This is a genomic window from Curtobacterium sp. MCBD17_032, from assembly GCF_003234855.1.
GTDB lineage: Bacteria > Actinomycetota > Actinomycetes > Actinomycetales > Microbacteriaceae > Curtobacterium.
This window is the reverse complement of the sequence record NZ_QKTO01000001.1, coordinates 350811-363356: the sequence shown is the minus strand read 5'-3', so window position 1 is coordinate 363356 and position 12546 is coordinate 350811. Positions and strand designations below refer to the sequence as shown.

Here is a 12546-nt window from a genome sequence, read left to right as displayed (position 1 = left end):
TGCTCCGTCGCGCCCGCTCGTCCGATGCGGCCGCGCCTCCCAGAACGGAAACTCCCATGAGCACGATCGACACGACAACCCGCCGCCCGAGCCGCCTCCGCGGGGTCCTCGTCGCGACTGTCCTCGCAGCCGTCATCGGCAGCATCGCCAACGCGATCATCGCCGTCAGTGCCCTCGCGGCCGGCGCTGACCCCGCAGTGCAAGGCCTGACGCCGCCGGCCTACATCACCTTCACGGTCGTCGGGGTCCTGATCGGCGCGATCGGGTGGGCGCTCATCAGCCGTACGCGTTCGGCTGGGCGCGCGCTCGCGATCCTCGTCCCGGTCGTCCTGGTGCTCTCCCTCATCCCCGACGTGCTCCTCGCCTTCAGTGGTGGCTCCGCTGCGATGACCGCGGGAGTGGCGCTGGGCATCATGCACCTCGTGACGACGGCGGTTGCGGTGCCGATCTACCGCACGTTCCTCCCGATCGCACGCTGACTCCTCCTCCCGCCCGCCAGAAGTTTGTTGACAGTTCAACAAAACGGCGTACATTGATCCTAGGTACTTGATGATTCAAGTACCTAGGATCCGGCAGCAGCTCGCGGCCCGGGACCTACGCCGACGTCGAACTCTGCAGGAGCAGCAATGAACCCCCTCGACACTTCTTCGGACCCGCGTTCCGCCCCGAACGCGGCCGCGCCTGGCACGCCGGACCGTGAGGTCGCGGAGTTCGGTGCCGTGCACCTCGAGGTCACCGACCTCGGCCGTTCCACCGCGTTCTGGACCGATGTCATCGGTCTCGTCCTACGGTCCGAGTCCCAGGACGAGGTCGAGCTCGGCACGAAGGCACAGACCCTCGTCACCCTCCACCCGGGCGCCCAGACCGGGTTCCTGCAGGGCCACAGCGGGCTCTACCACCTCGCCGTGCACCCGCCGACAGAAGCCGACTTCGCCCGGATCCTGCTCCGCCTCATCCGGGTCGGCTGGCAGATCTCACCGACCGACCACATCATGTCGAAGGCGATCTACCTCCTCGACCCGGACGGCATCACGGTCGAGATCACCCTCGAGACGCCGGAACGTCTCCGCGGGTTCCACTTCGACGACAACGGCCCGTACGTGCTGCGCCAGGACGGCAGCCGTTCCAACGGTCGTGAGCCGCTCGACGTCCGCGCCGTCCTCGCCGCACTGCCCGATGACGACATCACACTCCCGGTGCCGGAGGGCACCAAGATCGGCCACGTCCACCTGTACGTCGGGGACCTCGAAGCCGCCTACGGTTTCTACCGCACGTTCGGGTTCAACCAGGCCGTCTGGGCACCCCGCTTCCACATGGGCGACCTCGGTGGCGGCGGCGCGTTCAACCACCGCATCGCAGTGAACACCTGGCAAGGCGTCGGCGCACCGCAATCCCCCGCAGGGACCGCCCGCATGCGCGCCTTCACCCTCCGCCTCGACACCCACGAGCGCCTCGACCACGTCCTCGGAACCGTCGACGGACCCATCGAGGAATCCGACGCCGGCTTCCTCGTCCGAGACCCCAGCCTGAACACGCTGCTGCTCTCCGCCAACTGACCGACACTCCCAGCCGAAGGACAAGACCATGAGCACCACCGGCGACAACAAGACCATCGCCCGTGCCTTCTACGACGCCTACAACACCAGCGATCTGCAGGCCGCGTTCGACACCTACATCTCCCAGGATCTGGTCAACCACACCAACGGCGGTGCGATGGACAGGGACATGTGGATGGGTTCCGACCTCGCCGCGAAGACCGCGGTCCCCGACCAGACCATGACGATCCTCGGCCAGTCCGCCGACGGTGACACCGTCTACACCCACTGGGTCCTCGAGGGCACCTTCAGCAACGGTGACCTGTTCGGCATCCCCGCCAACGGCAACGCGACCCGCCTCGAAGCCGTCGCCGTCGACGTCATCCGCGACGGCCAGATCGTCGAGCACAACGCAATCGGCGACTTCACCGCCTTCATGAGCCAGCTCACCGCTCAGTGAGCATCGTCCACGAACTGATGCGGTAGCCGGCTCACTCGACAGTCGGCGGAAGCGGAATGATCGCTGGCGGGACCGCACCGGATGTGAGGCGGCAGCCGAGGTCGACGTGGTCATCGACCACGTCCGGGGGCAACCGGCCGCGGACGTGATGCGATCCCTCGTCACGGCTCGACAGGACCGGGGGCGTCGGCTGGACTGGATCGCGATCGGCTCGACCGCAGGGCAGGAGACCCCAGTCCCGTCCGCAGCGCTTCGCGCATCTGAACTGAGCATCGTCGGTAGTGGGCAAGGCGCCGCCGGGCGTGCTGCGTTCGCTGCGGAGCTGCCCGGCATCGTCTCGCAACCGCAGACGGCACGGCGACCATCGACGCGCAAGCTGCACCGATCCGGGAGGTCGAGTCCCGCTGGGCCGGCGACGCTGCGACGACGGGACGCGTGGTGCTCACGACAGCCGCCCGGTAGAGGATGGGCTAGCGAACGCTCGCTACGTCCATGCCGGGTCCGCTTTCGGCCCGGCGCTCGAAGCCGTGGCGTTCGTAGAACTCAGCCCGACCTCGGGCCGCGAAGAGCTGTACGTCGTCCACTCCGCGGCGACGTGCCTCGTCGACTAGGCGCGCGAGGACTTGTCCGCCGATACCTCCACCTCGAGCCTCTTCGGTGACGATCATCTCGGTCACGAAGGCGTGCAGCGCCCCGTCACTGATGAGCCTGCCCATGCCGACCAGGCGGCCGGCGTCATCCCTGACGGTGCAGACGATCCAGCTCCCAGACAGAGCGCGCTCGAATCGGTCCAGAGTCCAGTCCCCCAACCAGTCTCGTCGTAGAGCGTCTTGAACTCCATCGCGGTCGGCGCGGAGAAGGAGTAGTCCATCCCGGAACGGTACTGCGAGACCGTCCCGCAAGCCGCTCGTCCACCGGTACGCGACTGGCGGCGACAACCACGACGACTTCCCTGTCCTGCTTGGCCGGAGTATCGCCGTCTCACACTGCACTACTGCGGCATGTCCACGAACCGCGAGAACATCCCGTGGAACGCCACCGTGATGGTGTCCGTCGGCCCGTTGCGGTGCTTCGCCACGATCAGGTCGGCTTCACCCTGCCGCGGGTTGTCCTTCTCGTACGCCGACTCACGGTGCAGCAGGATGACCATGTCGGCGTCCTGCTCGATCGACCCGGATTCACGCAGGTCGGAGATCATCGGCTTCTTGTCGGCACGCTGCTCGGGTCCACGGTTCAGCTGCGACAGCGCGATGACGGGGACCTGGAGCTCCTTCGCCATGAGCTTGAGCGCACGCGAGAACTCGGAGACCTCCTGCTGGCGGCTCTCGACCTTCTTGCCCGAGGTCATGAGCTGCAGGTAGTCGATGACGACGAGCTTCAGGTTGTGCTGCTGCTTGAGGCGCCGGCACTTCGCCCGGATCTCGACGAGGGTCATGTTGGGGGAGTCGTCGATGAAGAACGGGGCGTCGTTGATGCGCCCGCGGGTCTGCGCGATGGTGGTCCAGTCACGGGTGTCGACGGTGCCCTTGCGCATGTTCTGCAGCGGGACGCTCGACTCGGCGGAGAGCAGGCGCATGGCGATCTCGGCGCGACCCATCTCGAGCGAGAAGAACGCGGCGGTCTGGTTGTGCTTGAGCGCCGCGGCGCGGCACAGGTCGAGCGCCAGGGTCGACTTGCCGAGTGCGGGTCGTGCGGCCACGATGATGAGCTGTCCGGGGTGGAAGCCGTTGGTCAGGGCGTCCATCTGGGCGAACCCGGTCGGGACCCCGGTCATCTGCCCGTCGCGGCCCTTCGCGGCCTCGATCTCGTCGATCGCGGTTCCGATGGCCTCGGTCAGGGGGACGTAGTCCTCGGTCTGCACGCCGCCGGCGACGTTGTAGACCTCGGCCTGCGCGCTGTTGACGAGGTCGGTGACCTCGCCCTCGCTCGCGTAGCCCATCTGCACGATGCGGGTACCGGCCTCGACCAGGCGACGGAGGACGGCCTTCTCGGCGACGATGGCGGCGTAGTACCCGGCGTTCGCCGCGGTCGGCACCATGCTCGTCAGGCTGTGCAGGTACTCGGCGCCACCGCCGCGGGACAGCAGGCCCGTCTTCGTGAGCTCGTCGGTGACGGCGATGACGTCGGTCGGCTCACCGTGCGAGTACAGCGACAGGATCGCGTCGAAGATCACCTCGTGCTTGGGGATGTAGAAGTCGACACCGCGGGCGGTCTCGATGACGTCGGCGACGGCGTCCTTCGACAGCATCATGCCGCCGATCGTCGACTGCTCCGCGAGCATGTCGTGCGGGGGAGTCCGGTCGGCGTTCCGCTCGGCGTACTCCCGGGGGGCCGGCTCCAGATGCGCGATCGACACACGTGCTCCTCAGTGTTTGGCGGTGCTGGCGGACGGCCTGTGGACCGTTCCCGACCGAGCAGTTCTACCCCGGGCGACCGACATCCCCGAGTCGCTGGGTCAAGCTACGGGTACAGAGTTATCCCCAGCAACAGCACCTGTGGATAACTCTGTGGACGGAGTGCGGAACACGCCGGAGTCCTGTGTGGATGGTTGTGCACTTCGCTGTGGAGAACTCGGCAGGAGAACACACGTTCGACGCCTGAACTGGGATTTTTCGTTCCACACCATGTGTGGAGAACTCTGCTTCAAGTGGCGGTCGAAGGTTCCTGTTCGGGGCTGCGATTGTGCAGAACCGACTTGACAAACGGCCCTGCCACCCGGTTGCACTCGGGTTGCTCCCAGGCAGGCTCGGCACCGGAACGACGGAGGGCGGGCCTCCCGAGATGGGAGACCCGCCCTCCGGCGGTGCTGGTGCTGCCGCGGCAGCGACCGGACTACTTCGCGGCGACGACCTTCAGCGAGATGGTCGCGACGATGTCCTCACGCAGACGCACGGTGGCCTCGTGGTCACCGACGGTCTTGATGGTCGCGGGGACCTCGACCTTGCGCTTGTCGAGCGAGCCGACGCCCTGCGCCTGGACGGCGTCAGCGACGTCAGCCGGGCGGACGGAGCCGAACAGACGACCGTCCTTGCCGGCCTTGACCGACAGCTGGATGGTGGCGTTCTCGAGCTTCATCTTGAGGTCCTGTGCCTCTTCGATGGTGGCGAGCTCGCGCGCGGTGCGAGCTGCACGGATCGACTCGATCTGCTTCTCGCCGCCCTTCGACCACGACACGGCGAAGCCCTGCGGGATCAGGTAGTTGCGGGCGTAGCCGTTCTTGACGTCGACGACGTCACCGGCGGAACCGAGGCCGGAGACCTCGTGGGTGAGGATGAGCTTCGACATGTGTCGACCTCCGATCAGCGGCCGGAGCCGGCGTAGGGGAGGAGCGCCATCTCACGGGCGTTCTTCACGGCACGGGCGATGAGGCGCTGCTCCTGGACGGAGACGCCGGTGATGCGACGGGCGCGGATCTTGCCACGCTCCGAGATGAACTTGCGCAGGGTCGCGACGTCCTTGTAGTCGATGACGCCGACCTTGATCGCCTTCGCGGGAGCGGCGTTCTTGCCGCCCTTGCCGCGAGGCTTCCGGCGGTCGCCGGTGCTCTTTCCAGCCATTGTTCTTCCTTACAGAGAGAGAAGTTGTGTGTCCGTCAGACCGAGTGGTCGCGGATCAGAACGGGGTCTCGTCGTCGTAGGTGCCGCCGGGGGTGCTCCACACGTCGTTCGACTGTGCGTTGCCGCCGCCCTGCTGACCACCCTGCGGGGACCACGGTGCGTCGGACTGACCGCCGCCACCGTTGTTGCCGCCGAAGCCACCGCCGGAGTTGCCCCCGCCGCCGACCTGGCCGCGCCCGCCGCCACCGCCGCTGCCACCCGGTGCACGGGTGATCTGGGCGGTCGCGTACCGGAGCGAGGGGCCGATCTCGTCGACCTCGAGCTCGATGCTCGTCCGCTGCTGACCCTCACGGTCCTGGTAGGAACGCTGACGGAGACGGCCCTGCGCGATGACGCGCGAGCCCTTCGTCAGCGACCCCGCCACGTGCTCGGCGAACTCGCGCCACACACTCGCACGGAGGAACAGCGCGTCGCCGTCCTTCCACTCGTTCGCCTGACGGTCGAACGTGCGAGGGGTCGACGCGATGGTGAAGTTCGCCACGGCGAGCCCGTTCTGCGTGTAGCGCAGCTCCGGGTCCGCGGTGAGGTTGCCCACCACCGTGATGACGGTTTCGCCGGCCACGGGCTACTCGGCGCTCGCGGTCGTGGCGGCCGAAGCCGACGCGTTGGCGGCCTTGCGGGCGGCACGGGCCTCGTCGCGCTCCTTCTGAGCGGCGACCTGGGCCATGCCCTCTTCGGCGCGCAGGACCTTGGTACGCAGGACGGCCTCGGAGAGACCGAGCTGGCGGTCCAGCTCCTTGGCGGAGTCGGCGGACGACGTGAAGTTCACGACGGCGTAGATGCCCTCGGTCTTCTTCGCGATCTCGTACGCGAGCCGGCGACGGCCCCAGACGTCCACGTTGTCGACGGTGCCACCGTCGTTGCGGATGACCGCGAGGAACTTGTCCAGGCTGGGAGCGACGGTGCGCTCATCGATCTCGGGGTCGAGGATCGCCATCAGTTCGTACTGGTGCATGCGGAACCCACCTCCTCTGGTCTCAGCGGCCCCGGGCAGTTCCCGGGGCAGGAGGGTTGATGCATGTGCCTCGGCACGCTGCATGCGCGCGAGACAACCTGCCCATCGTAGCGGACGGCCTGGAGGCGCGCCACCGGCTGTGCAGAGCGACCGGCGTCGGTCAGACGGACGTGTCGCGCGTCGCCCACCAGGCGCGGAGCCGCGCCTCGGCGTCCTCGGGGCCGAGCGGCCCCTCGTCCATACGGGCCTCGAGCAGGAAGCGGTAGGCCTCGCCGACGGCCCGCCCCGGCGGGATGTCGAGGATCCGCATGATGTCGTCGCCCGTCAGGTCCGGACGCATGGAGTCGAGCTCCTCCTGCTCCGCGAGGACGGCGATCCGGGCCTCCAGGTCGTCGTAGGCGAACCCGAGACGGTCTGCCTTCCGGCGGTTCCGGGTGGTGACGTCCGAGCGGGTGAGCTCGTGCAGCCGCTCGAGCTGGTCGCCGGCGTCCCGGACGTAGCGGCGGACGGCCGCGTCGGTCCAGGCGCCCTCGGTGTAGCCGAAGAACCGCAGGTGCAGTTCGATCAGGCGGGACACCGAGGCGATCGTGTCGTTGTCGAAGCGCAGGGCGCGGAGTCGCTTCTTCGCGAGCTTGGACCCGACCAGGTCGTGGTGGTGGAAGCTCACGGCGCCGCCCGGTTCGAGCTTCCGGGTCGCGGGCTTGCCGATGTCGTGCAGGAGCGCGGCGAGCCGGAGCACGGTGTCGGGGGCGTCGCCGGGGTGACGCTCCGCCTCGTACCCGATCGCCTGGGTCAGGACGGTGAGCGAGTGCTCGTACACGTCCTTGTGGTGGTGGTGCTCATCGATCTCGAGCCGCATCGCCGGCAGCTCGGGCAGGATCCGCTCGGCGATCCCGGTGTCGACGAGGAGCCGGAGCCCCTCGACCGGGTCGGACGTGTTGAGCAACTTCACGAGCTCGTCCCGCACGCGTTCGGCGGAGACGATGTCGATCGAGTCGGCGAGGTCGGACATCGCGGCCCGGACCTCGTCGGACGCCGTGAACCCGAGCTGTGCCGTGAACCGTGCCGCCCGCATCATGCGGAGCGGGTCGTCCCGGAACGAGACCGGAGCCGCCTGCGGGGTCGCCAGGCGGCCGGCGAGCAGGTCCTCGACGCCGCCGTGCACGTCGACGAGCTCACGCTGGGGGAGTCGGAGCGCCATCGCGTTGACGGTGAAGTCGCGGCGGAGCAGGTCGTCCTCGATGGTGTCGCCGAACGTGACCTCGGGCTTGCGGGTCTCGCCGTCGTACACGTCACTGCGGTACGTCGTGATCTCGACCTGCTCACCGCGGACCAGCGCGGCGATGGTGCCGAACTGGCGCCCGACGTCCCACGTCGTCTTGGCGAGAGGTCCGACGATCGCCAGGATCTCGTCCGGCCGCGCGTCGGTCGTGAAGTCGAGGTCGGTCACCGGGCGGCCGAGGAAGGCGTCACGGACGGGCCCACCGACGAGGGCGAGCTCGTGACCGGCGGCGGCGAACGCCCGTGCGAGGACGTCGACGGTGTCGGTGGCGGCGAGTGCGTCGAGTCGTTCGACGGCCTGGGCTACGGACTGCATGACGCCGTCGATCATCCCAGATGATGGCGGTGAGCACCTGCGCGCCCGCCTGCTGTCATGGTCGCGCCTCATACACTCGTCGTGGCCCGCTCACGACCAGGGCCCTCTCACATGCAGATACTCCGTACCGTGCTCGCCGCCGCCGCGTCCGCCCTGGTCGCCACCGGTCTGGTCATCGCGCCCGCCGCGGTGGACGTCGCCGACGCCGCCACCACCACGAAGCCGGCTGACCCGAGCGCCGCACAGACGGGGACGACCTCGGTCGAGCTGACACCGACCGGCCGGGGCGTCCTCGAACTCGGTGACGACCTCTCGCTCTCGCTCACGGTGACGAACGACACGGACGTCGCGCTGCCGGCCGGTGAAGCCGACCTCGACATCATCCGTCGAGCCGTGGGGACGCGGGACATCCTCGCCGACTGGCTGGGCGACACCTCGTCAGACGGTTACGTGGGGGAGCGCATGGACCGGGTCACGGTCCCGGAGGTCCCCGCTCACCGGTCGGTGACGATCGACTCCATCTCCGTGCCGTTCGCCGACGTCGGCATCGGCACGCTCAACCCGTTCGGCGCACGGCGCATCGCGGCCTCGTACGCGGCCGGTTCGACGTTCGCGGTCGGACGCTCCGCCTTCACGTGGAACCCCGAGTTCGACCGGGCCCCGGTCGACGTCGCCGTCGCGATGCCGGTGACGGTGCCGGCCACCGAGGACGGCGTGCTGTCCGCCGGCGCCCTCGCCTCGGCGACCGCCGTCGACGGCACCCTCACCCAGCAGCTCGACGCGGCTGAGGGCCACAGCATCGCCCTCGCCGTCGACCCGCGGATCATCGCCTCGATCCGGCTCCTGGGGGACGACGCACCGAGCACGGCGACCGCCTGGCTCGAGCGCCTGCAGGGACTCCGGAACGAGAAGTTCCCGCTCGCCTACGCCGACGCCGACGTCGCCGGACTCCACCAGGCGGGGGCGCCGGGCATCGCGGCACCGATCTCCTTCGACCAGGCGATCGCCGCCGCGGTCGAGGACGACCGCTTCCCGGGAGCGACGCCGAGCCCGACCGCCACCCCCGCCGACGGTGCCACCACCGGGACCCCGGGCACCGATGCGTCCGACCGCACCGGCGCCGGGGCCACCGACACGGCGACCAGCCCCGCGAACCCCGGCACGCCGTCGACCGACGGCACGGGTGCCGGACCGGGCGCTCCGGCGATGATCCCCACCTCCGAGTCGCTCGTCGCCTTCCCCTGGACGGTCGACACGGTCGCCTGGCCCGCCGACGGCACCGTCGCCACCGACGACCTCACGGCCCTCGGCGCGGCCGGTTACCGGTCCACGATCCTCGCGAGCGGGAACACATCCGCCGGTGCCGGCACGACCGTCGCCGCCTCGGAGGAGATCGGCGCGACGCAGGGACTCGTCGCCGACCAGACGATGTCGGCGCTCCTGCGTGACGCCGCCGGGGCACCCGACGGGCGCGCCTACACGAACGCGATGACGGAGCTCTCCGCGACCCTGGCGACCGTGGCCGTCCAGGGCACCGCGACCGGGCCGCTCCTCCTGACGCTCGACCGGTCCTGGCCCACCGACTCCGGTCGACTCGACCAGGCCCTCGACACCCTCGAGAGCAGTGGTTGGGTCTCCCCGACGGACTTCTCCACCGTCGTCGACGCGACCCCCGGATCCCTGACGCTGCAGAGCGCCAGCGTCGGCGACGACCGAGTCGAGACGCTCCGCCGACTCGTCCGGTCCGAGCAGGACATCGCCGACTTCGCCAGCGCGGTGCAGGACCCCGCGACGGTCACCGCCCCCGTGCGGCTCGCGACCCTCGCCGCGGCCTCGAACGCGTGGCGGGCCGACACCGAGCGCCTCTCCACGGTGGTGGACCGACTCGTCGCCGACAACGACGAGGTCGTGCACAGCGTCGGCATCGTCAACTCGAGTGACATCACCCTGCTCGGCGACCGGTCCTCACTGCCGATCTCGGTGCGCAACCGGTCCGACCACGCCGTCACCGTCTTCCTGACGGTGTCGCCGTCGAACTCGTTCCTCCGCATCGAACAGAACGCTGTCGAGGTCACGATCCAACCCCGCTCCTCGACCCGCACCACCTTCCCCGTGCAGTCGGTCGCGAACGGCAAGGTCGCGCTGTCGATGTCCCTGACGAGCGCGACCGGAGCCCGGATCTCCAGCCCCGCGACGGTGGAGATCAACGTGCAGGCGCAGTGGGAGACCGTCATCACGGCCGTCGCCGCCATCGCGGTCATCGCCGTCTTCGGCTTCGGCATCGTCCGCAACGTGCGGCGCCGGCTGCGCCGCCGCAACGGGCAGGCCGAGGCGCAGGACGAGGACCCGAACCGACCGCTCGAGGTCCAACCGGTCGCTCCGGGGGAGTCCGCAACGGCCACCCGGCCTGGAGGCCCGACCACGGTCCCCGGGGCCGCCACCGCCATCGCCGCGGCCAGCTCCGGCACCGACACGGTCGGCGCCGACGGCGACCGCCTGGAGGACGCGATCATGCGCGCCGGGGTGCGGTCGAGCCTCCCGTCCGACGACCACGACGACGACCGCAGTCCCGACGGCCGCGGTCAGCCCGCCGACCGCGGGCACCCCGCCGACCGACGCGCACCCGAGGAGCCGACCATCAGCACCACCCCGCCCACCGCGACCGGGAGCGTCGACACCGCACCGGAGGGCGGACGCGACCTCGGGCGCGCGAGTGCCCTGCTCGCGGTCGGGACGATGGTGTCGCGCCTGCTCGGCTTCGCGAAGACGTTCGTGCTCGCGTACGCCATCGGGCAGGCGAACTCCCGTGCGGCGGACGCGTTCGCGGTGTCGAACCAGCTCCCGAACAACATCTACGCGCTCATCGCGGGTGGCCTGCTGTCCGCGGTGCTCATCCCGCAGATCGTCCGGTCGATGGGCCAGAACGGCGACGGCGGGCGCGCCTACGTCAACAAGATCGTGACGCTCGGCGGCTCGGTCTTCGTCGTCATCACGATCGTCGCGACCCTGCTCGCCCCGGTCCTGGTCCGCGTCTACGCGGCGCAGGCGGACGACGGCAAGGGCTTCTCGCCGGCGGCGACGGACCTGGCGGTCGCGTTCGCGTTCTGGTGCCTGCCGCAGATCCTCTTCTACGCGATGTACTCGCTGCTCGGGGAGGTCCTCAACGCCAAGCAGGTGTTCGGTCCGTTCACCTGGGCCCCGCTCATCAACAACGTCATCGCCATCGCGGGCCTCGTCGTCTTCATCGCGCTGTTCGGCAACCGCACGTTGAACGCGGGGACGGACGACTGGACGCCGCTGAAGATCGCGGTGCTCGCGGGCAGCGCCTCCCTGGGCGTCCTCGCACAGGCGGCCTTCCTGCCGTTCTTCTGGAAGCGCGCGGGTCTGACCTTCCGGCCCGACTTCCGCTGGCGGGGCGTCGGCCTCAAGGCCACCGGGACGGCGGCCGGATGGCTCTTCGCGATGATCCTCGTCACGCAGCTGGCCGGGATCGTGCAGTCCCGCGTGGCCTCGCTCGGGTCCGGGAACGCCGGCAACGCGGTGCTGCAGAACGCCTGGCTGCTCTTCATGCTGCCGCACTCGATCATCGCCGTGTCGATCGCCACCGCGTACTTCACGCGGATGAGCCACGACGCCGAACGCGGTGACCTGGCGGCGGTCCGGCGCAACCTGTCGCTGTCCCTGCGGATCGTCGGCCTGTTCACGGTCTTCTCGGCGGTCGCGCTCATGGTCGTGGCCGTGCCGTTCGGTCGGATGTTCTCGAACACCTTCGACGGCGCGCTCGCCATCGGCGGCGTGTTGCTCGCCTACATGCCCGGCCTGGTGCTGTTCAGCATGCTCTTCATCATCCAGCGGGTGTTCTGGGCCATGCACGACCACCGGACGCCGTTCCTCATGCAGCTCGTGCAGTCCGGCCTGTTCGTCATCGGTGCCCTCGCCGTGACCGCGCTGCCCGGCGACGTCATCGGTCTCGCCGTCGCCGCGTGCACGACCGTCGCCGGGTCCGCGCAGACGATCGTGGCGCTCGTCATCGTCCGGCGCCGACTGGACGGCATCGAGGGCCCGGTCGTGACCCGCTCGCACCTGCAGTTCGTCGCCGCCGCACTCGTGGCCGGGGTCGTCGGACTCGTCGTCGTCCACTTCTTCGGGGCCTTCCGCGAGGACGGGTTCGCCATGGCGGACTTCACGAGCGCGGCCATCACCGTCGTCCTCGCCGGGGTCGTCATGGTGGCCGTGTACTTCGGCGTCCTGGCCCTCATCCGCAACGCCGAGGTGCGCAGCGCCGTCGACCTCGTCCGGGCGCGACTGGGGCGCTGAGGCGGGGCGCGTCGGGGGACGTCCTGGCGCCCCGCGCTCACGGCTGCCCGGGAATGGCCCGCGGC

11 protein-coding genes are annotated in these 12546 nt (G+C 69.6%); 4 read left to right on the top strand and 7 right to left on the bottom strand.

Translation table 11 applies throughout. The features are described from left to right. Positions 1 to 56 precede the first annotated feature (56 nt). From DEI91_RS01775 to DEI91_RS01765, 3 genes are all read left to right on the top strand, one after another. Positions 57 to 479 (top strand): DUF6069 family protein, encoded by a 423-nt coding sequence (locus DEI91_RS01775; protein WP_220038005.1) that lies wholly within the window; start codon positions 57 to 59, stop codon positions 477 to 479. A 147-nt stretch (positions 480 to 626) separates the two neighbouring features. Beyond that, positions 627 to 1556, top strand: coding sequence for a VOC family protein (locus DEI91_RS01770; protein WP_110889419.1), 930 nt, complete (start codon positions 627 to 629; stop codon positions 1554 to 1556). Positions 1557 to 1584: 28 nt separating this feature from the next. After that, positions 1585 to 1995, top strand: a complete 411-nt coding sequence (locus DEI91_RS01765) for an ester cyclase (RefSeq protein ID WP_111050644.1) — start codon at positions 1585 to 1587, stop codon at positions 1993 to 1995. A gap of 470 nt (positions 1996 to 2465) precedes the next feature. Here the strand turns inward: DEI91_RS01765 and DEI91_RS01760 are convergent, their stop codons facing one another. The 7 genes from DEI91_RS01760 to DEI91_RS01730 form a co-directional block, all read right to left on the bottom strand. Next, the gene (locus tag DEI91_RS01760) at positions 2466 to 2897 is read right to left on the bottom strand and encodes a GNAT family N-acetyltransferase (protein WP_181439433.1); all 432 of its coding nucleotides are present in this window, start codon (positions 2895 to 2897) and stop codon (positions 2466 to 2468) included. An 89-nt stretch (positions 2898 to 2986) separates the two neighbouring features. Further along, positions 2987 to 4351, bottom strand: coding sequence for a replicative DNA helicase (dnaB, locus tag DEI91_RS01755; RefSeq protein WP_110825788.1), 1365 nt, complete (start codon positions 4349 to 4351; stop codon positions 2987 to 2989). Positions 4352 to 4827: 476 nt separating this feature from the next. Further along, positions 4828 to 5280 (bottom strand): 50S ribosomal protein L9, encoded by a 453-nt coding sequence (rplI, locus tag DEI91_RS01750; protein WP_110825787.1) that lies wholly within the window; start codon positions 5278 to 5280, stop codon positions 4828 to 4830. A 14-nt stretch (positions 5281 to 5294) separates the two neighbouring features. Further along, positions 5295 to 5552 (bottom strand): 30S ribosomal protein S18, encoded by a 258-nt coding sequence (rpsR, locus tag DEI91_RS01745; RefSeq protein WP_056121021.1) that lies wholly within the window; start codon positions 5550 to 5552, stop codon positions 5295 to 5297. 55 nt (positions 5553 to 5607) lie between these two features. Beyond that, complete coding sequence (locus tag DEI91_RS01740; RefSeq protein ID WP_111050642.1) at positions 5608 to 6174, bottom strand: single-stranded DNA-binding protein; 567 nt, start codon at positions 6172 to 6174, stop codon at positions 5608 to 5610. A 3-nt stretch (positions 6175 to 6177) separates the two neighbouring features. Beyond that, a complete protein-coding gene (gene rpsF, locus DEI91_RS01735; RefSeq protein WP_111050641.1) occupies positions 6178 to 6567 on the bottom strand; it encodes a 30S ribosomal protein S6 in 390 nt (129 codons plus the stop codon). A gap of 160 nt (positions 6568 to 6727) precedes the next feature. Then, positions 6728 to 8164 carry a CCA tRNA nucleotidyltransferase gene (locus DEI91_RS01730; RefSeq protein ID WP_111050866.1) on the bottom strand — a complete coding sequence of 479 codons (1437 nt, stop codon included), beginning with the start codon at positions 8162 to 8164 and terminating at the stop codon, positions 6728 to 6730. 111 nt (positions 8165 to 8275) lie between these two features. Here DEI91_RS01730 and DEI91_RS16440 point away from each other — a divergent pair, with 111 nt between their 5' ends. Then, complete coding sequence (locus DEI91_RS16440) at positions 8276 to 12481, top strand: DUF6049 family protein (protein WP_220038004.1); 4206 nt, start codon at positions 8276 to 8278, stop codon at positions 12479 to 12481. The last annotated feature ends 65 nt before the right edge of the window (positions 12482 to 12546 follow it).